At 35.7% G+C, this 19645-nt stretch carries 20 protein-coding genes; 11 read left to right on the top strand and 9 right to left on the bottom strand.

Annotation, left to right across the window (positions count from 1 at the left end; all coding sequences use genetic code 11):
* The first annotated feature begins 191 nt into the window (after positions 1-191).
* The 3 genes from asnB (at position 192) to DEU40_RS02880 (ending at position 4074) form a co-directional block, all read left to right on the top strand.
* Entirely contained in the window at positions 192-1988 is a 1797-nt protein-coding gene (gene asnB, locus DEU40_RS02890) for an asparagine synthase (glutamine-hydrolyzing) (protein WP_110008455.1), read from the top strand.
* A complete protein-coding gene (locus DEU40_RS02885) occupies positions 1988-2926 on the top strand; it encodes a glycosyltransferase family 2 protein (protein ID WP_110008454.1) in 939 nt (312 codons plus the stop codon). Before asnB ends, DEU40_RS02885 begins: the two co-directional genes overlap by 1 nt.
* A 206-nt stretch (positions 2927-3132) precedes the next feature.
* Entirely contained in the window at positions 3133-4074 is a 942-nt protein-coding gene (locus DEU40_RS02880) for a glycosyltransferase family 2 protein (protein ID WP_110008453.1), read from the top strand.
* Between the two features lie 45 nt (positions 4075-4119).
* On the opposite strand, the gene DEU40_RS02875 is transcribed toward DEU40_RS02880, so the two are convergent.
* From DEU40_RS02875 to DEU40_RS02860, 4 genes are all read right to left on the bottom strand, one after another.
* Complete coding sequence (locus tag DEU40_RS02875; RefSeq protein ID WP_228406430.1) at positions 4120-5037, bottom strand: hypothetical protein; 918 nt, start codon at positions 5035-5037, stop codon at positions 4120-4122.
* 1 nt (position 5038) lies between these two features.
* Positions 5039-6472: an MBOAT family O-acyltransferase gene (locus DEU40_RS02870; protein ID WP_110008451.1), complete on the bottom strand. Its 1434-nt coding sequence runs from the start codon at positions 6470-6472 to the stop codon at positions 5039-5041.
* A gap of 201 nt (positions 6473-6673) precedes the next feature.
* Positions 6674-7702 carry an acyltransferase family protein gene (locus DEU40_RS02865; protein ID WP_110008450.1) on the bottom strand — a complete coding sequence of 343 codons (1029 nt, stop codon included), beginning with the start codon at positions 7700-7702 and terminating at the stop codon, positions 6674-6676.
* 88 nt (positions 7703-7790) lie between these two features.
* The gene (locus DEU40_RS02860) at positions 7791-8561 is read right to left on the bottom strand and encodes a class I SAM-dependent methyltransferase (RefSeq protein ID WP_110008613.1); all 771 of its coding nucleotides are present in this window, start codon (positions 8559-8561) and stop codon (positions 7791-7793) included.
* Between the two features lie 309 nt (positions 8562-8870).
* Here DEU40_RS02860 and DEU40_RS02855 point away from each other — a divergent pair, with 309 nt between their 5' ends.
* The 3 genes from DEU40_RS02855 to DEU40_RS02840 all read left to right on the top strand — a co-directional run bounded on the left by DEU40_RS02855 (position 8871) and on the right by DEU40_RS02840 (position 11763).
* Positions 8871-9707, top strand: coding sequence for a glycosyltransferase family 2 protein (locus tag DEU40_RS02855; protein WP_110008449.1), 837 nt, complete (start codon positions 8871-8873; stop codon positions 9705-9707).
* Positions 9708-9832: 125 nt separating this feature from the next.
* Positions 9833-10375, top strand: a complete 543-nt coding sequence (locus DEU40_RS02850; RefSeq protein WP_110008448.1) for an acyltransferase — start codon at positions 9833-9835, stop codon at positions 10373-10375.
* A 230-nt stretch (positions 10376-10605) separates the two neighbouring features.
* Complete coding sequence (locus DEU40_RS02840) at positions 10606-11763, top strand: glycosyltransferase (protein WP_110008446.1); 1158 nt, start codon at positions 10606-10608, stop codon at positions 11761-11763.
* Between the two features lies 1 nt (position 11764).
* Here DEU40_RS02840 and DEU40_RS02835 read toward each other — a convergent pair whose 3' ends face one another.
* From DEU40_RS02835 to DEU40_RS02825, 3 genes are read right to left on the bottom strand one after another with little or no spacing between them, the layout of a single operon-like run.
* Entirely contained in the window at positions 11765-12523 is a 759-nt protein-coding gene (locus tag DEU40_RS02835) for an SDR family NAD(P)-dependent oxidoreductase (RefSeq protein WP_110008445.1), read from the bottom strand.
* Positions 12523-12756, bottom strand: a complete 234-nt coding sequence (locus DEU40_RS02830; protein ID WP_047380387.1) for a phosphopantetheine-binding protein — start codon at positions 12754-12756, stop codon at positions 12523-12525. The genes DEU40_RS02835 and DEU40_RS02830 overlap by 1 nt, the downstream gene beginning before the upstream one ends.
* A 27-nt stretch (positions 12757-12783) precedes the next feature.
* Positions 12784-13755, bottom strand: a complete 972-nt coding sequence (locus DEU40_RS02825) for a 3-oxoacyl-ACP synthase III family protein (protein WP_110008444.1) — start codon at positions 13753-13755, stop codon at positions 12784-12786.
* Between the two features lie 146 nt (positions 13756-13901).
* Between DEU40_RS02825 and DEU40_RS02820 the strand changes: the two genes are divergently transcribed.
* From DEU40_RS02820 to DEU40_RS02810, 3 genes are read left to right on the top strand one after another with little or no spacing between them, the layout of a single operon-like run.
* Entirely contained in the window at positions 13902-14378 is a 477-nt protein-coding gene (locus tag DEU40_RS02820; RefSeq protein ID WP_228406429.1) for an acyltransferase, read from the top strand.
* Positions 14379-14415: 37 nt separating this feature from the next.
* Positions 14416-15564, top strand: coding sequence for a glycosyltransferase (locus tag DEU40_RS02815; RefSeq protein ID WP_110008442.1), 1149 nt, complete (start codon positions 14416-14418; stop codon positions 15562-15564).
* 11 nt (positions 15565-15575) lie between these two features.
* A complete protein-coding gene (locus DEU40_RS02810; protein ID WP_110008441.1) occupies positions 15576-16130 on the top strand; it encodes a serine O-acetyltransferase in 555 nt (184 codons plus the stop codon).
* A gap of 192 nt (positions 16131-16322) precedes the next feature.
* Here DEU40_RS02810 and DEU40_RS02805 read toward each other — a convergent pair whose 3' ends face one another.
* A complete protein-coding gene (locus tag DEU40_RS02805; protein ID WP_181397928.1) occupies positions 16323-16928 on the bottom strand; it encodes a DUF2306 domain-containing protein in 606 nt (201 codons plus the stop codon).
* A 125-nt stretch (positions 16929-17053) separates the two neighbouring features.
* Positions 17054-18184: an AraC family transcriptional regulator gene (locus DEU40_RS02800; protein ID WP_110008440.1), complete on the bottom strand. Its 1131-nt coding sequence runs from the start codon at positions 18182-18184 to the stop codon at positions 17054-17056.
* 366 nt (positions 18185-18550) lie between these two features.
* On the opposite strand from DEU40_RS02800, the gene DEU40_RS02795 reads away from it, so the two are divergent.
* Entirely contained in the window at positions 18551-19219 is a 669-nt protein-coding gene (locus tag DEU40_RS02795) for a carbonic anhydrase (protein ID WP_110008439.1), read from the top strand.
* A gap of 21 nt (positions 19220-19240) precedes the next feature.
* Positions 19241-19540 carry a hypothetical protein gene (locus DEU40_RS02790; RefSeq protein ID WP_076595975.1) on the top strand — a complete coding sequence of 100 codons (300 nt, stop codon included), beginning with the start codon at positions 19241-19243 and terminating at the stop codon, positions 19538-19540.
* Positions 19541-19645: the final 105 nt, after the last annotated feature.

The following is a 19645-nucleotide window of genomic DNA, read 5'->3' as shown; positions in this document are numbered from 1 at the left end:
AATGGCTGATATTGATGAATATCCGTCAAAAATAAAATCATAGTTATCAGACCCTTGTACACAGATGATTCAGAACACAGCCGATTCAAATAGTTTGAGGCAACAGCTGATCTAAACCGATCGAACTTTCCTTAATTTATTGTAATTTAGCTTTACAAAATGATAAAATTAATGATGAAAAATAAAAGCATATGTGCGGAATAGCCGGAATTATAAGCAATAATGCAACAAATTATCAGGAGGAAATCAAAAAAATGACAGACTCTCTGATTCATCGTGGACCCGATTCTTCAGACTTTGAATTCTATGATAATGCAATATTAGGCCACCGCAGACTTTCCATTATAGACTTGTCCGAAAACGGGAAGCAGCCTATGTTCTCCAATACAAAAAATGAATGTATTGTCCTTAATGGTGAAATCTATGGATACCAGGATATTAAGAGACAATATGCAGAATATCCTTACCATGGAAGTTCCGACACGGAAGTCATTCTTGCGATGTATCAGAAAAAGCAGCAGAACCTCATCCATGATCTTCCGGGAATGTTTGCTTTTGCCATCTGGGATGACCGTGAACAGCAATTGTTCTGTGCAAGAGACCGTTTTGGTGAAAAGCCATTCTACTACGCCATCGGAAATAATAATGAATTTATTTTTGCTTCAGAGATCAAAGCGATTCTTGCATCCGGATTAATCCATCCTAAGGTAAATCCTGAAGCCATTTCTAACTATCTCCAATATGGGTATGTAAGCACCTATCAGAGCATTTATAGCAATATATATACTTTACCGCCCGCTCATCAGCTGATCTGGAAAGAGGGAAAGGTCATTGTTTCACGGTATTACAGCCTGCCGTCAAAAGACAGGGTGATCAGCCTCTCCGATGCTAAGGAGGAGTTTCGGTACCTTCTGAAAAATGCTGTTAAAAAACAACTTATTGCGGATGTGCAGGTTGGTAGTTTTCTGAGTGGCGGCCTGGATTCTTCATCTATAGTTGCTCTTGTGGATGAGTTCTTACCTCATCAGACGACAATCAGTTTCGGTTATGACCATAAAGACAGCGAGCTCAAATATGCCAAAGAAATCGCAGATAAATACAACACCAATCATATAGAAGTTCATGAGCAAAAAAAAGATCTGGCTGAATCATTACTGTATGTTTCTCCTTTCTTTGACGAACCTTTTGCTGATACCTCTTACCTTCCGCATTATGAGATCTGTAAAAATGCAAGAAAAAATCTGACTGTAGCCCTTTCAGGCGATGTTGGAGACGAGCTGTTCGGCGGATATCATTTTTATACGGTAGAAAATATGATGAAAAATCATTTCAGTTATAAAAATCTAATCGCCAGATTCGGACTTAACCTTTACAAAAAAGCAAAGACGGTTTCGTTCGTAACCCAACAGAATTTAAAGTACGACTCCATTCTGGATTTTCATCTGAATTCCGTCAGAAATGTTTTTAATAAATCGGAACGTGCCCTTTTGGGATGTTCACAGGATTATCAGCAGGGATACAGCTTTACTCCGAATCCTGATTCGTTGAATGACATTATGAGAGTGGATCTGGAAAATTATGTCCCTGGAAATATGATGGTCAAATCAGACAGAATGGCGATGGCTAATTCATTAGAAGTAAGAACTCCTTTTCTTGATATTGATTTTGCAGAATTCTGTATTCAGCTTCCTGATCAGCTGAAAATTACCGGTGAAAATGATAAAATTATCCTTCGTGAATCCATGAACAATTATTGGACCGATACAATCAGAAAACGTCACAAACAAGGTTTCGGACACAGTGTTAAGAACTGGTTTGATGAAGAAAACCTTATTAAGCTCTCCGACGATCTTCTGAGAGATTCATCTCAAAAGGTTTTTAACTATATTGATTTTGATACTACCAAAAAATTTCTGAACAAAGACTATAAGCACTGGAATTTATTGCAGCTTGCTCTTTGGGCCCATAATAATAAATATGTTCTCTGATGCTTGATATTTCTGTCATTATCCCTGTATATAATGCTGCTGATTTTCTAAAAAAATCAGTACAGTCAGCCCTGCAATTTGAAGAAGTGAAAGAAGTTATTTTAGTTGAGGATAAATCTTCCGATCACTCATTGGAAATTTGTAAAGAATTAGCTGACGAAGATCAAAGAGTTCATTTGCTCCAGCACCCTGACAAAGGAAACCATGGTGCTGCTGCTTCAAGAAATCTGGGTATTGAAAAGGCCGCCTCAAGCTTCATTACATTCCTGGATGCTGATGATTATTATCTTCCCAATAGGTTTGATGCGGAGAAAGAGCTTTTTAAAGAGCCGCAGGTAGACGGGATCTTCAATGCCATAGGGGTTGAATATCTCACTGAAAAAGGGAAAAAGGAATTTCAGTCTAAATTCAGTGACAATACATTGACAACAGTAAACTATCCGGCAGAAGGAAAAGAAGTATTCAGAGGGCTTCTTGGGCTTACACCGAAAACTTTCGGTACATTCTTTCATTTGAATGGACTAACCGTCAGAAAATCTGCCCTGGATCAGAATAAGCTAAGGTTTAATAATATTCTCCGCGTACATCAGGATTCTGATTTTATCATTAAACTGGCTTATCACTGCTATCTGAAATCGGGTAATATAGACCAGGCTGTTGCGATAAGGGGAATACATGATGATAACAGAATTACTAAGATTATCCGATACTCGCCACAGTATAACAGCAGACAATTCCTTTTCTGGAATTCCTTATACGAGTGGTCCCGATCTGTGCCCCTGGATAAAGATGCTGCAAATCAACTTTATTTACGGAAAAAAGCATTTGAACTTTCGGAGAAAAAAGGAATTTCCAAAATGATGAGTCTATTGGCTGCTATTCTAAAAAATCCAGATATTCTGAAAACGCAATACCGCTTTACGTACATGCGCTCATGAAGTTTAATAACCTGCAGAAATATTTTTCATAAAATTCAAAGCAGAAGGATATTCAATATTCCTTTTATATTTAAAATACTTGTGGTGACCGCATTTCTAAATAATTTGCAGAAAAAAGATAATCCATTACTAAAAATAAAATTAAAAGCTTAAATTCTCCTGGTAAGAAGATAACGCATAAACACAATATAATTTCTAATTGAAAAATGAAAATCTCAGTCATCATTCCCGTTTATAATGCAGAAAAATATGTCTCCCAAGCAGTAGAATCTGCGCTTCAATTTGATGAAGTTCATGAGGTTATTCTAGTGGAAGACAAGTCTCCTGACAACGCTTTGCAGGTCTGTCAGCAACTCGCTGAAAAATACAGCAGAGTTCGGCTTTATCAGCACCCCGACAAAGGCAATCATGGTGCAGGCCCTACCAGAAATCTTGGGATAGAAAAGGCTACCGGTGATTTCATTGCCTTTCTGGACGCTGATGACTATTACCTTCCCAACAGATTTGATGCTGAAAGGGAATTATTTAAAAATCCCGAAGTAGAAGGCGTTTATGGTGCATTGGGTGTACATTATTACTCGGAAAAGGCAAAAGAACAATATTATAGAATTTTTCAGGATCGCTTAACTACAGTGTATAAAATTCATGAGCCTCAGGAGGTATTTCCGGGGCAAATGAATATGTTGGGCAGCTTTGGTTTATTTAGTATTGATACTTTAACGATCAGGAAAGAATCTTTACTTCGCAAGATGAATCCTTTATTCAAAACAAGTTTAAGATTGCATCAGGATACTGAATTTTTATTCCGTTTATCCTATTATCTTGATCTTTATCCGGGTATTTTAGACAAAGCGGTTGCAGTAAGAGGTGTGCATGAAGACAACAGGATCACAAAGGTAGATTCTAAGAAAATAAAACCTGCTACAACAAGAGTTTTGCTTTGGAAAGAGGTGAAAGACTGGTCGGAAAACGAAAGTACGATTCCCGCTCATATGAAACTTCATATTAAAAGAATGCACCGTAGTTTTGAAATTGCCAATGCTCCCCTCCTCAAAAAGTGGAATATGATTTTAAAGTATCTTGTCACAGATTATCCAAGCATCCGTTCCGGCTTGTATAATATTAATTTCAGGAAATACTTATTCTGATCCGGATCTGGGAGATTCTACTGCGCTACATTCAGGACATTGTACTTATCTTTTTGTTTTAAACAGAATAGAATCCGCTATTTGTGAGGTAAATACTTTTCCGGATTCTTTATACATATGATTTCCATCTGTATATTGATATTCCCTGGCTTTGGAAGAGAAATCAAAGAAATAAACGCCATATTTTTTAGAGATATCTTTCATTTTTTCATTAAAATTGGGTGAATAAGACTGTTCCAGTGCTACCAATTTTTCTGAAGCAGGAATTCTTACCAGATAAACAGTTCCCTTACTTTTAAGAAATTTGATAATATCTTCTAAGGAATTAATCCTGGCTTGGGAAATATTCTGTTTCTGAGCTAATTGTTTGTAGAAATTTACTTTCTCAATTTCCCTTTTCGCTACAGAATCTTTCTGCATGTTTACCGTTACTTCCATCCAACCGTCTTTATGCAGATAGGTGCTTGATCTCCCTGCTTCTTCTCTCTCCGTGTAAATCTTAAACCAACTCCGAACGTAATTTCTCAGCAGATATTCATAATTCGGAGAGAGATCATAAAAATACATATTCTTTAACGGAGAATGATTTTCCGGAAAGTCTTCTTCTTTTTTCACATTCTTATCTAAGGATAGGTTCCATGGATCTACGGTGATAATAAATAATCCATTTCGAGTTTCAGGATCCAGTTTTCTTTGTAACGCCTTATAATAGATTGCTCCGTACGGAGACTGAACAACGTTCAATGCAAAATTATCAAAGTCTCTTCCCAGTTTTTGATTTAAAAGCCGGGGAAGAACTGCCTGAGCTCCTCTTGAATCTCCCAGAATAATATTCTGTGGTTTTTTTACTGCGAAATGCATATAATTATTATCTGTATTTCCATCCGCAAACCACCCCAAAACTCCGAATACGAGCAGAATTCCGATGATATAAAATGATATTTTAAATAAAAACTTTTTCATATTAAAACTGAAAATAAATAAATTCATTATTCCCGAAATTGGCATACCGGAGAATGATATAGATGATGATTCCGTAAAGAATACGGCGTACCCAAGGATTGAATCTTCTTATCTGAAGCCCGTGGAATTGTTCCCTGTTAATCCATTCTATAATCAGCATACAGGCAGTCAAAGCAAAAACTTTCACCGGCATCTGCGCCGGTAAGGAAAACAGTTCCAGGCTGAAGATACGTTTGATATACTCAAATGCCTGAAGTACAGATTCTGACCTGAAAAATATCCAGGCGATACAGGTAGCAGAAAAGGTAATCAGTATCTGCAGGATTTCCTTAAAAGATGGAAACCATTTTCCCTGCGCTGCAACTTCTATATTGGTTCTGTTTTTCTCCATAATCAGCAGTGGCATAAAGAATAAGGCATTAAGGCCGCCCCAGATTATAAACGTCCAGTTGGCACCATGCCAGAATCCGGAGACAAGAAAAATGATAAAGGTATTTCTTATTTTCATGCCCAGTCCTCCTTTACTACCCCCTAATGGAATATAAAGATAATCCCTGAACCAGGAAGACAATGAAATATGCCATCTTCTCCAAAACTCAGCAATATCCCTTGAGAAATAAGGGAAAGCAAAATTCTTGAGAAGTTCTATTCCAAACAGTCTTGAAACCCCTAACGCAATATCTGAATACCCTGAAAAATCCCCATAAATCTGGAAAGCAAACAAAACAGCTCCGATTAAAAGATTGGCAGGGCTTTCTGTTTGGTAATGGGTAAAAATCTCGTTCACTAATGGTGCACAATTATCAGCAATCACCATTTTTTTGAAGAAACCCCAAAGAATCTGACGCATCCCGTCTGCGGCCTGCTCGTAGCTGAATGTTCTTTTTTTCTGAATCTGGGGCAACAGATGAGTTGCCCTTTCTATAGGTCCTGCCACCAGTAAGGGAAAATAACTTACAAAAACTGCATAGTCAATAAAACTGCGTTCAGCACGGATCCTCTTCTTATAAACATCAATTACATAAGAGAGCCCGTGAAAAGTGTAAAATGAAATCCCCACCGGCAGAATCACATTCAGCAGCCAGATATTCACCTTAAATCCCATACCACCGAGTAAGTCTGCAAAACTTTCAATAAAAAAATTATAGTATTTAAAAAATCCCAGAAATCCCAGGTTGATCACAATACTTAAAGTAAGCCAGAATTTTGCTTCACGTTTATTCTTGCTATTTTCGATCTTAATTCCTGAAAAATAATCCAAACCAATGGAAAACATCAGTAAAAAAAGAAATCTCCAATCCCAGCACGCATAGAAATAAAAGCTTGCCAATAGCAAAAGCTTATTTTGATTCTGATATTTCTTATTAAAAACAAACCAGTATAAACAGAATACTATAGGTAAAAAAATAAGAAATCCTATTGAATTGAATAACATAATGTGTTTTTAAAAGTTATGAGATACAGGCTCCTGAAACTATGGATTTCTTCCGGAAATAAATATACATTTCTTTTTCATATAGCTGCCTGACGGTTTTTAGAGAAATGCACTTATTTCTGCTTGTCCGGAAAATATACGGAATGGTAAATTTTGATTTCATAATTGTGTGTAGGTATATTGATGTAAATTAGTATATTTTTATCTTATTCGTATCTTTTTCAAAGAATTTCTCAAAGGTTTTTCAATAAACTGATAAAACAAAACCGAAGTACAGGTTAAAACAATAATATAGATCCCAAATACCTTATCGATACCTATGTTACGGCCGCTCCATTGTATGGCTTCCCTCAGTATATATAATACAGGAATATGGGTAATATAAACGGCATAACTCGCTTCTCCCAGATATTCAAGTTGTTTTAAAGAGAACAATCTGGTAATCAATCCATTATTTTTAGATATAAGAATAATAAAAGGGATAAACAATATAGCCATTAAGCCATTGTGAAAGAAAAGAGGAATAAAAATAAGTGACAATATGATAAGCATAAAAATGATCATCACAGGTACATCATAATTCTTACGTTGATGATGATTCACAAAAAATATTCCCGCCAGATTTCCTGCTAAAAATTCGTTGATATGCATTAAAGGAAAATAGTAAAGCAGTTCATGACTTTGTGTATGCGGGCCTTCATAATAAGATGATTCCACATACAGCCCCGAAAATATCTGTGTTATAATCCATAGCATGAAGGTAATTACCCAAATACTTTTATTCCCTTTGACATAGACATAATTATAAAGGACAGGAAAAATCAAATAGAATAAAAATTCTACAGAAATAGACCAACCTGGAAAATTCAGGATCATTGCTTCTCCCGGAATCCAGCTCTGAAGACCAAACAGATATAAAAAAAGTTTATAAAAGCTGAAATTGGAATACCTTGTTACCAGATAAAGCAAAAGTCCCAATACATACAGCGGATAAATTCTTGCGAACCTGTTTTTGTAATAATCGAAATAATCTATCCTTTCTTTCTTATGATAGGCTACCACCATGATAAATCCCGAAAGTATAAAGAAATAACTTACTCCAACATTTGCCTTCAGAAAAACATTTGAAATGTAATCTATATTGTAGAGGAACATATCTTTGTTAAAATGGGAAATGACAATAGCCATTGCCGCAATAAACCGCGTAAATGTAATCTGAGGTATTTTCATAAGAACGGTCTAAACAGTCATATTATAAGTATATTTAAACTTTCCATGTTCCAGAATTAAATGATTTCCAACAACAGATTTATGCGGTTTACTTGATAAAAATTCCGATGTATTTTCCCTCGTATTCTACTACTGTTGTTTCTATATTCTTCTTGTCACAGAAATCCTGATAGGCAGAATTATCACCAATATCATCACTGATAAAAACCCCGCCTTTTTTTAAATGCGCATAAAGTTCATCATAGGCCCACATTCTCCCGTCATAGCTTTTATCGGAATCATAGTGAAGAACATCAAATACAGCATTTTCAGTAAAAATCTTAGGAAGCGATTCTCTATCAGCAAAACGGAACAGCTTCCAGTTGCTTTTCAGGTTTTCAGGAACAATGCATCCTACATACTGATCCCCATTCTGAGCTAAATAAGGCATATCCGAACTATAAAGGGTTCCTCCTCTCTTTGCAAGAGATAAGAGAGATGCCAATGAAGACCATCCGTAGGCAACGCCTGTCTCCACCACATTCTGTGCATGGGTAAATTCGCAGGCATAGTAAATAAGTTCCAGCGCTCCCGGCCCTCCCATTTTCACAGGGCAATTTTTTTCTTTCTGTGCAGCTTCGTCTAAAACCACCTGATATTCATTACGGAACGCCTTGATTTCAAGTCCGAAAAGCTTGGAAACCGCATCTCCCTGTGAAATGCATCTTCCTGCAGCCCAGGAGTTTGTTTTATCCTTCCCTTTAAAGGCATTTCCTCGACTGACTGTATTTTTAATAATTTTCCGGCATAATTCAGGATAAAGATCGGGTCGTCTTAAAAACCCTATAAAAGTTTTGAGAACTCTACCTATTTCAATCACTGTGTTGTTTTTATTGAGGCAAAAATAAAGTTTTTTTTTTATTTTCATTGTAAAACCTACCACGTTGTCACAATTAGACAGCATACCTTGTACAGACAGACTTATAAACCTTTCTTAATATTAATTTCAAAGTCTAAATTTTTGCTATATTTACAGCATACACAACGAAAAAAATTTAAAACATGTCTGAAAATCCTTTTGAGCTTACCGAAAGTAAATTATTCTTTGATAAAAATCGTTAAACGTATACCAATTCAGCAACTCAAATGAGTTACTATAGAATAATCTGCTCAATTTAAATTACCTAAGATGAAATTTTCGATATTAGTTGCCCACTTCAATAATGCAGTCTATTTCAAAGATTGTTATGAAAGTATTATTCAACAGACATACACCGATTGGGAAGTTATTATTGTAGATGACTGCTCAGAGAAGCAGGAAAAAGATGCCTTAAGGGAACTTATCCGCAACGATAAGCGTTTTTTTTTATATGAAAATGAAAAGAACCGGGGGGTAGGATATACCAAGAACAAATGCATAAAACTGGCAACCGGTGATGTATGCGGCTTTGTAGACCCTGATGATGCACTTACCCATGATGCCCTCGAAAAAAGTATAAAAGCCTATTCTAATCAGAATATTATAGGGACTTATTCAAGATTTTATATATGTGATGAGCATCTCACTGTCCAGAAGCTGTTTCCCCACTCGGGAAGGATAAAGAACGGAAGCAAGAACTTTTTTAATATCAATTTTGAAATTGCCCATTTTTTTACTTTTAAAAGAGATCAATTTATCAATTGGAATACGATTGATGAAACCCTGTCCTCTTCTGTAGATCAGGACCTTTACCTGAAACTTTATGAGAGGGGGGAATTTGTCTTTATCAACAAAAGCCTGTATTTATATAGAATTCATTCACAGGGGGTTTCTCAAAATAAAGGTAAAAAAGAAAAGCTTTACAAAAACTGGCATCAGGTATTATATAACACCCTTAAAAGGAGAGGAATTAAAGTTCTTTATAACACAGATATTCAACAGATTTCGAGACTTCCCGATTTTATTTTTAAAAAGCAAAATACATTAATATCCAGGTTTTTTAGAAAAATAACCAGAACAATAGATAACTTTTATAGGGAAGTATAATGCATTACCCTCTGTTTATTTTAATCCGGATGACTTCTGCAAACGGATGTTTATAACAGAAACATGGCTTTTACATTAGATAAAAAAGGTATATTTGTATAACCCAAATGATCAAAAGATAGTATATGTTCTATGATTTTTTTGAAAAAATAAACAGGAAAAAACAACTGTTTCTGCTGAAAAAACATCCTAATGTTTTTTTTGAAAACCTCAGATTAGGTGTTGGTAACCGCTTTATTTTGGATAACAACTTAAAAAAGCTAAGCATTGGCTCAGCTGCAGACTTCAGAAATTACACCTGTATCCTGATCAATAAAAATGCTGTCCTGGAAATAGGAAACCACTTTTTTATGAACAATTTCTGTTCTATAAACTGTTTAGAACATATATCAATAGGCAACAATACTTTATTCGGTGAAAATGTGAAACTCTATGATCATAATCATGCCTATGAGACGTCCCCTGCCATAAAAATATACCCTTCCGAATTTTCAAAAGCTCCCATAAAAATAGGAAACAATTGCTGGCTTGGAAGTAATGTAACCGTACTGAAAGGGGTGACAATAGGTGATAATTGTATTATTGGTGCCGGATGCACTATTTATAAAGACATCCCTGCTAACACACGTGTCATCAACAAACAGGATCTGGTTTTCGACTCTCTTTAAATCGGATGAAGTTTCCAGGACTTAGAAATTCTTATAACATTGAAGCTTTATACAGGAATTACTATAATTATTTGTTTAAACCTGTCCGCCGGGATTACGGAACTGATTTTCCGGATGATCTTTTGCAGGACAAGAAAAAGCATCATAGAGATTTTGTGCTTCCGGAATATCAAAAACGAAATTTTATAAACAAATAAAAAACTCTTTACTTTACAAAAAATTTTCAGATAATGTCGGAAAACAGGAAAATAAAAATTCTTTTCAGGCACCGCTCAATGGAAATGGGTGGTGTAGAAAAAGTGATGTTAAGTATTCTCAATAATCTTAACCCTGATAAATTTGATATCACCGTATGTCTCACTCTTAATCAGGGGAAACTGCGTGATGAACTTCCGAAGCATATCAGAAAAATATACCTTACCGATGGAAAAGAAGATTTTTCCAACAATTCTATTTTACAGAAACTTCAGCTCGTTAAAAGAAGAATAAGGCTGAGAAAACTGAAAAATACCCCTGCCATTGCAGACCGTCTTATCAATGATACTTTTGACATTGAGATCGGGATGGATTACAGAGACTATGATGCCATTCTGAATTCAACCAATAAGAATTCAAAAAAAATCGGATGGTTTCACTCTGAAATTAATGTCCCTAAATTCCAGCCTCTGGTTCCGGATATTTTAAAGAGCTTTCCGCAGTTCGACCATATGGTATACTGCTCCCACAAGATAAAAGATATGATGCACCAGCGTTACCCGAATCTCAAATATCCCGCTGAAAGCGTTATCATTAATCCTATTCCTATTGAAGAAATTAAATATAAGGCAGAAGAAAAGCTTGACAATTTTCCCGAAGGCCCTGTTTTTGCGTCTATTGGAAGACTTCATTCAAGAAAGGGATATCACAAGCTTATTGACGCTCATAAAAAGCTCATGGATGAAGGGTTTCATCACAACATCATTGTCATCGGTGATGGTGATGAAATGAACAATCTCAGGGCACAGGCAGCCAAAAATAATGTTGAAAAAACGTTTATTCTGGTTGGAAACCAAATGAATCCTTATCCTTATATCAAAAAAGCGGATTATTTTATTCTTCCTTCAGAATCTGAAGCATGGCCGCTGGTCATTGCTGAAGCCTTAATCCTGCAGAAGCCCATTATTGCAACAGAAGTAGGAGATGTAGGATTGATGATCAAAGACCGTGAGACAGGATACCTCATCAGTTATGAAGTAGATGAAATGTATTCAGCCATGAAAACATTCCTTACCAATCCCGACCTTGTTCTCCACATCAGAGAGAACCTTAAAACAATTGAAAGTCAGTTTGACAATAAGAAAATATTTGACAGCGTAGAAAATATTATAGAAACTCTACACAAAAAGTAAGTTACTGTGCTGAATATCCTCCGTCTATCACAAGGTTGCTGCCTGTGACCCATTTTGAGGCATCAGACAACAGAAAAATACAGGCATTCGCTACATCTTTAGGTTCACCTATTCCAAGCGGATGTTTTTTTATGATTTCTGATGAAGCTTCTTCTCCGATATTTTCAAACATTTTCTCTAAAATCGGAGTGTTTACCATTGCCGGACTTATACTGTTGACCCGAATATTACTTCGTGAAAGTTCCATAGCCAAGGAACGTGCTCCGGAAATGACTGCACCTTTACTGGCAGAATAAGCCGCTTTTCCCGCCTCTCCTATCATTCCTGCAACGGAGGAAATAAATACGAAGCTGGAGTTTTCATCTTTGTATTTTTTTAATGATAAAATTTTAGCAATTTCAAATCCTGCAATGACATTGACAGCAAATATATCCTGATACAGCTGAGGATTGTGTTTTTTTAATGGTAACGTTTTTTCGATACCGGCACAGTGAATAAATCCTGATATTTTACCTAAAATAGACACTTTATCTGCAATAATTGCTTCAAGGTTTTCAGATTGGGTAATATCTTCAGCGATTGTTTCAACTTTTGTTCCAGAATCAAGCATAGAAACGGTTTTCATCAGTTCTTCCCAGTTTCTTCCTACAAGAATCAGATCAGCACCGCTTTTGCTGCATTCTACAGAACAGCTTCTCCCGATTCCGGAAGAAGCGCCTGTAATGAGAATAATTTTATTTTTTAATGAGAAAGCATCCATTAATCTTCAAAATTTTCTTTTCCAATAACATTCATCAGATCTGAAACGGTTTCAATATCTTTAAAATGCTTGGTATCAATTTTTTTGCTGAAATTTTCGTCTACAAACGCAATAACAGAAAGTAAACTGATAGAATCATAGCTTTCTAAAGATTTCAGGTTCGTTTCAGTAGTCAATGTTTCATCTTCTTCCAATTCTTCCTGTAGTTTTTCTAAAAAAACGGATGTTTTCATATTTTATAATTTTAAATGTTTGTTCTTTTAAATTTCCATAATAGTGGCACCCCATGAATATCCAACTCCAAATCCTGCCATTAAAACCTTATCTCCTTCTTTCAGCATTCCTTTATCCATCATATTTTTAAGAGCAATAGGAATTGTTGCAGAAACAGTATTCCCGGTTTTTTCCATGTCAATATAAAACTTTTCTACCGGTATTTTTGTTTTCTTTCTTAAATAATTCAGCATAAAGGAATTGGCCTGGTGAAAAACAAAATGATCGATATCATCCATGGTCATACTGTTAACTTCCAATGTTTCTTTTACCAGTCCCGGAATATTTTCAATTGTAAAATTAAAAATTTCAGGGCCGTTCATATAAATATTTTCGGGGCCGAATTCGTGTTCCGGATTCAGTTCGAAGTCTTTTTTAAAAGCTCCTTTTTTCACCATAAGATTTTCTGCACCGCTTCCGTCTGTTCCCAGGCAGAACTGATAATCGTTGCCCTCGGCCTTTTCAATAATAGCAGAGGCAGAGGCATCTCCGAATATGCTTCGGTTTCCTTTATCATCAGGATGAATATGTTTGGTGTACGTTTCTGAAGTGACCAAGAGAATACTCTTTGCAATTCCAGCAGCAATCAGTCCTTTTGCAAACGCTAATCCATAAACAAATCCTGAACAGCCAAGGTTAAAATCTATAGCTCCGATATTTTTTCTAAGCCCCAATCTGTCCTGCAAAATACAGGCCGTAGTAGGAAGGAAATACTCCGGACTCTGAGTGCAGAACAAAATAAAATCTACCTTGTTTCTGTCATAGTTTTCGAAAATTTTTTCTGAAGATTGCACAGCCATATCCAGTACGGTTTCGCTGTCAGAAGAAATATGGCGCTGGGAAATACCTACTTTCTCCTGGATACGTTCGGAGCTCCATTCAGGGAACTGCTTTTCAAGATCCTCGTTAGTTAACACCTGCTGAGGAAGATAATATTCTATTTTTGAAATTTTCATCATATTAATAAATTCTCTTTCTTTGCAAAAGTAACGAAAACAAATTTACACTTGTGATGATTTTTATATTCAGAATCTTATTAAAAATAGACTCCCTCTATCATTCTTTTTTGAATAGAGCCAGCCTTGAAGTGGCAAAACACAGAGGTATGAAAGTAGGAAAAAACTTTAATATGCCTGATAAAGTGTATTTCGGAACTGAACCTTACCTTATCGAAATTGGTGATAATGTCAACATTGCCGGAGATGTAAGATTTGTAAACCATGGCGGAACGACTACTCTGCTCAGAAAACTTCCGGGCTATGAAGATGCAAGAATACTGGGAAGAATAAAAATCGGAAATAACTGTACCATTGGTCTCAATGCTGTTATTATGCAGGATGTACAAATTGGAAACAACTGTATTTTGGGTGCCAACTCTGTATTGTCACAGTCTATGCCAGACAATACGGTCTTTATTGGAAACCCGGCTCAATTTTTGTGCACTATTGAAGACTATGGTGACATTGTTCTTAAAAACAACCCGGAATATCCCCGTGAACTGGAGAAGGACAGAAAGAAGCTGGATGCCTATATCAAAGAAAATCTTCCTTACAAGTATAAGAAAGCAAGAAAAATTAAATAAATTTATCTTGTAAAATCATAAAATAGAAAAAAACAAATTGAAAAAGAAAAAACTCCTCATTCGTATAGGTTCATTACGTCATGGTGGTGCTGAGAAAGTATTAATCAACTTTTTGAAGAATCTGCCTGCTGATAAGTATGAAGTTGATCTTCTGCTCAATCTCTATTCGGGGTTATACATTAAAGAGGTTCCATCTTGGGTGACACTGTACTATTTGACAAAAGGAGAAATGATCACTACCAACAGGCTGCAGGATATTCCTGTGAAAGCCTACAGGGTTCTTTATCAGAAAATGTTCCTTTGGTTCCCTTCCCTTCTTTATAAATTTGTTTTAAAGAATAAAAAATACGATGTAGAGATTGCTGCCATTCATGCGATGCATCAGGAAATTCTCTCCAGTCCTCAAAAAGATTCGAAAAAGATTATCTGGGTACAGAATGATATTTTCAATTTAAAAGAATATACTCCGGAAGTCATTAGACAGTTTTTCAGGTTCGACAGAATTCTGGTCATTTCCAATAAACTTCAGGAAGGAATGCATGATTTGGCTAAAAGTGAAGCTGAAAAAGCATCTGTGATTAAGATCTTCAACCCTATTGACAAAAATGATACGTTAAGAAAGGCAGATATTAAAGTTGATGATTTTCCTTTCAGCAATGATCTTCCCACTTTTGTAACGGTAGGAACCGTATATCCTCAGAAAGGATACGACAGATTACTCAATGTTCACAAAAAACTTATTGATGAAGGGCTGAAGCATCAGCTTTTAATCATTGGCGACGGGTATGATTTTAATGCGATTCAGGATCAGCTCAACCAGCTTGGTCTTCAGGACACTGCAAAAATGCTTGGCTTCAGCAGTAATCCTTATCCTTATATGAAAAAGGCGGATTTCTATATTATGTCCTCAAGACATGAAGGATTCCCTACGATTATTGCCGAAGCTCTTATCCTCAACAAACCTATTTCTGCTACGGATATTTCCGGCATCAGAGATCTTCTGCAGGATGGGAAGCTTGGAAATATCACTGCAAATTCCGAAGAAGGAATCTATGAAGGAATGAAAAAGTTTCTTACGGATAAAGATATCACTGAAGAATATAAAAAACGAATTTCGGAAACAGAGCTTCCGTTTGTTCTGGAAAAATCTGTGGAACATCTTCAGAAAATAATTGACGAAGTATAAAAACATTGACGATGGCCGATTATTCAATCATTCAAAAAGACTTTTACCGGGAAAGCGGAAAGTGGCTTTCAACGTTTCAGATCTGGAAAAAATGCATCAATCCCAATCTTCACTTTGTTTATATTCTGAGAAAAGCGCAGAAGTATCAGAAAACCCCTCTTCTGAATATTTTCTGGAGAATTGTACTAAGACATTACCAGATCAAATACGGTTTTCAGATTTATCCTGAAACGCAGATTGGTGAAGGTTTTTATTTAGGACATTTTGGAAGCCTTGTTATCAACCCGAAAACAGTGATCGGGAAAAACTGCAATATCGCCCATGGAGTCACTATAGGCCAGCAAAACCGCGGAAAAAATGAAGGATATCCGGTTATTGGAGATGAAGTCTGGATTGGTACCAATGCTGTCATTGTAGGAAATATCACGATCGGAAATGATGTATTGATTGTTCCCAATTCTTATGTCAATTTTGATGTTCCCTCCGGTTCTGTTGTCATTGGAAATCCTGCAAAAATAATCCCTACAGCAGATGCAACAAAGGATTATATCAACCGTAAGGTGTAGTAAACACACTACTTATTGTAAAAATTCCGAATACATTTGAAAAGAGAGTAAATTTGTAGTTCTTCACATCATGGAAGCCACCCGAACCTAGCAACAGATTCTATCTGATTGAAATTCAAAGAACTGAGCCGTTATGACGGTTCCACACAATACTTGAAATCAAACAGATCAAATTCCTTATCAACGCTCAACTTAGGCAACAGCTACTTTTCTGTTAATAAGATAAGCAATTAATACATTAGGAACCCAGCACAACCACGCTACAGCAATATAGGAATCTGTAGGATTTCCTGTAATATTTTTCAGCAAAGGAAACCACAACCTCAACGTTACAGCAGCAAAGGTACAGGCATAACTGTAAGTCATCAATTGCTGATGTCTGATGATATCACCTTTTCTGATTTCTACCAAGGCAGCGAGAGTTGTTATGAACCAGATCAATCCCAAACATATAAACCCAATTGCTGAAACCAGACCTCCATTGGCATAAAATCCCATATAAACAGCTGAGACAGAACTTATCATCACAGCAATTATATAAAAAGTACCAATGATCCGATGAATCTTCAGGTATTTATTCCGGAATGAACTTCCAAACTGACGCCAGCCTATAAAAAGAGCAAGTCCTCCAAAGGTAATGTGAGCAAAAAATGCTGTTGTCCAAATCATGCTGTGGAGTAATTCGGGAGATTTTGAACCCAGAAAAGTATTTTTAGATTCAACGAAAGCATAAATAAGAGGATAGGCTCCGATCAGCAAAGCCAGTACACCCATCACTACAAATAATAATTTTTTCATAATACCTGATTTCTTTTTTCTGTAAAAATGAGGAATATAAAAGCATCGATTGTCCCAAAATGAAAGGTGGAACATACTTGTAAACCATTATGATTAAACGATATATCTTATCATCAGACCAATCATCACATCTCAATCTCTATGCTTTGGCTCTTTAAAAAATCTCTGGGCGAACAGTTCATATACTTTTTAAAATTCCGGTTAAACGACGTTTTAGAATTAAATCCACTCTCAAATGCTAATGAAAGAATGGTATATTTTCTGTTTTCAGGAAGTACTGCTATCCTTTTAAATTCTTCAATCCTCTGACGATTGATATAATCATAAAAATTTTTATTTTCAATCGAATTAATTGCCTGAGAGAGTATATTAGGATGAACTTTCAGTAATTCGGCAGTATGATTCAGATTCAGCTCAGGATCTTTATAAAGCCTTTCTTTCTCCATTTGATAAACAAGCTTTTCATAAACAGCTATGATCACCTCCTCTCCCGGAGAATTCTTCTGATACTTTACCGCTTCATCATCCATCTCTACTCCATTTACATTGACTTCTATTAAAGGTAAGTTCAGAATTCCAACACGGCTGATCCCAAAATATGCGGCGGCAACGATAAACAGAACAACGATGAAAAAAATAAGAATATCATTTCTGGTCATCACGGCAATCCATATCAAAGCTAATCCGGTAATAAGATAATACAGCCATTTTAGATTAATTTTCTCTGTATTTGAAAATTGGTCAGTAATCTCTCTTGTATACCTTCTGACGGCAAAAAAACTTAATGCAATATATACTATTCCGGATAGTATCATCATATATTTGAGAATACTGCTTATCATTTTGTATTGGCTGCTTCCGCTTTGATAAATGGCAAGCCTGTCCCATGGAGACAAAATCAATAATTTGAACAGCATCACCAGGACAATCAAAACGGGAACAAAGTGCAGAAGCCAGATCTTTTTGCCCGGTGCTTTTCCTGTAACACACAAAACATACATATATAACATTGGGCCATGAATAAAGGGAAAGATAACTTCATAGCCCAGAAAATAAGGAAACTTTATATAGCTGCCGGAAAAAAATAACAAAAATAAGATAAGATGTATTCCTATAATCAGAAACCATGCTGCCAGAATATAATCAGCCATTATCTTCTTACGTTTCCCTGCAATCAGAAATGAAGAGAAACAGGCAATGAATACTCCTGCCAGATAAAAAGCAGATGGTAAAGACTGCAGACCAAAATCAGACATTAGATAGATAAATTAATCAGAGCTTTAAATTATTTATTTTTTGACATATACAAAGTCTTTTTATTAACTATTTCAGCAAAAATAATTCATATTGCCTCAAGAATTAAGAATATTTTAATTCATAAATCACAAATTTTAAATTATACTTCGTAATTTTATCCTGCTTTTAAACGTTTGGATTTCCTCAATAGCTGTACTACAAATAATATTGGAATAGTGAATATGATTTTAAGCATATTTTAATATTAAACTTTGTTAAAAGTGATTTATTATTTAACAAAAATTATATTTTTGCATAATTATTGATTTAGTCTATTGATTTTGGAAATAATTTAAACGAAATAAATAATTATATATTTTAAAATTATGTCTCAATCGTACGAGGTTATTTTCGAAAACAATAAAAAATGGGTAGAGTCCAAAGTAGCTGAAGATCCGGATTTCTTCCATGAACTTGCCAAAACTCAGCATCCTGATTATCTGTATATCGGATGTTCGGATAGCAGGGCTACCGCAGAAGAGTTGATGGGAGCAAAACCCGGAGAAGTTTTTGTTTACAGAAACATCGCCAATGTTGTTAATACTTTAGATATGAGTTCCACAGCAGTTATTCAATACGCTGTAGAACATCTGAAAGTAAAACATATTATTGTCTGCGGACATTACAACTGTGGCGGTGTAAAAGCAGCGATGACACCTCAGGATCTGGGATTATTGAATCCATGGCTGAGAACCATTCGTGATGTGTACAGACTTCATCAGGCAGAACTGGATTCTATTGAGGACGAAGGCAAACGTTATGACAGACTTGTAGAACTTAATGTTCAGGAGCAGTGCATCAATGTGATCAAAATGGCCTGTGTACAGGAAAGATACATTTTAGAAGAGTATCCTATTGTTCACGGCTGGGTATTTGACCTTAGAACAGGTAAAATCATTGATCTGGAGATTGATTTTGAGAAAATCTTAAAAGATATCCAAAAGATCTATAATCTTACAGGTTCAGATTGGGTAATGAGCAGAAAGACTAAATAGTTTTTCTAAAAAGAAGGTAAAATGAAATTCTGGAGTATTATTGTATTAACGTTTTTTCTGAATTTTACAGCGCTGCCGGGCATTGCTGCGGTGGCGGGCTGGGATATTGCAAGAACGAATGTAATAATCAATGAAGAAGAGCCTCATTCTCACCCATCCTCATTCATTGTTTACGAAAAGACCATTCCGAAACCTTTAGATGTGTTCGATTATCTGAAGTTTTCAGAACCTGATGTTCAGGGTATGTCTTTTGTTCTGATTGATGATTCTTTTCATCTTTCACCATTACTTACTATATTTTCTCCCCCTCCGGAAGCGTAACACCTATAGTTAGATTTTTTTGATACGATTTCCATATCATTTTTTGATATCGGAGACTCATGTACATTAAAAATTATTTTTTCTCAACTTTTTATAACTGACTTA

Source organism: Chryseobacterium sp. AG844 (assembly GCF_003182335.1).
GTDB lineage: Bacteria > Bacteroidota > Bacteroidia > Flavobacteriales > Weeksellaceae > Chryseobacterium > Chryseobacterium cupriresistens.
Note: the sequence above shows the minus strand (reverse complement) of the source record. Positions and strands in the feature narration are given on the sequence as shown.

Coding starts and splice junctions, on each gene's coding strand:
- asnB (WP_110008455.1), top strand. CDS start 192: ATGTGCGGAATAGCCGGAATTATAAGCAATAATGCAACAAATTATCAG.
- DEU40_RS02885 (WP_110008454.1), top strand. CDS start 1,988: ATGCTTGATATTTCTGTCATTATCCCTGTATATAATGCTGCTGATTTT.
- DEU40_RS02880 (WP_110008453.1), top strand. CDS start 3,133: ATGAAAATCTCAGTCATCATTCCCGTTTATAATGCAGAAAAATATGTC.
- DEU40_RS02875 (WP_228406430.1), bottom strand. CDS start 5,037: ATGAAAAAGTTTTTATTTAAAATATCATTTTATATCATCGGAATTCTG.
- DEU40_RS02870 (WP_110008451.1), bottom strand. CDS start 6,472: ATGTTATTCAATTCAATAGGATTTCTTATTTTTTTACCTATAGTATTC.
- DEU40_RS02865 (WP_110008450.1), bottom strand. CDS start 7,702: ATGAAAATACCTCAGATTACATTTACGCGGTTTATTGCGGCAATGGCT.
- DEU40_RS02855 (WP_110008449.1), top strand. CDS start 8,871: ATGAAATTTTCGATATTAGTTGCCCACTTCAATAATGCAGTCTATTTC.
- DEU40_RS02850 (WP_110008448.1), top strand. CDS start 9,833: ATGTTCTATGATTTTTTTGAAAAAATAAACAGGAAAAAACAACTGTTT.
- DEU40_RS02840 (WP_110008446.1), top strand. CDS start 10,606: ATGTCGGAAAACAGGAAAATAAAAATTCTTTTCAGGCACCGCTCAATG.
- DEU40_RS02835 (WP_110008445.1), bottom strand. CDS start 12,523: ATGGATGCTTTCTCATTAAAAAATAAAATTATTCTCATTACAGGCGCT.
- DEU40_RS02830 (WP_047380387.1), bottom strand. CDS start 12,756: ATGAAAACATCCGTTTTTTTAGAAAAACTACAGGAAGAATTGGAAGAA.
- DEU40_RS02825 (WP_110008444.1), bottom strand. CDS start 13,755: ATGATGAAAATTTCAAAAATAGAATATTATCTTCCTCAGCAGGTGTTA.
- DEU40_RS02820 (WP_228406429.1), top strand. CDS start 13,902: ATGAAAGTAGGAAAAAACTTTAATATGCCTGATAAAGTGTATTTCGGA.
- DEU40_RS02810 (WP_110008441.1), top strand. CDS start 15,576: ATGGCCGATTATTCAATCATTCAAAAAGACTTTTACCGGGAAAGCGGA.
- DEU40_RS02805 (WP_181397928.1), bottom strand. CDS start 16,928: ATGAAAAAATTATTATTTGTAGTGATGGGTGTACTGGCTTTGCTGATC.
- DEU40_RS02800 (WP_110008440.1), bottom strand. CDS start 18,184: ATGTCTGATTTTGGTCTGCAGTCTTTACCATCTGCTTTTTATCTGGCA.
- DEU40_RS02795 (WP_110008439.1), top strand. CDS start 18,551: ATGTCTCAATCGTACGAGGTTATTTTCGAAAACAATAAAAAATGGGTA.
- DEU40_RS02790 (WP_076595975.1), top strand. CDS start 19,241: ATGAAATTCTGGAGTATTATTGTATTAACGTTTTTTCTGAATTTTACA.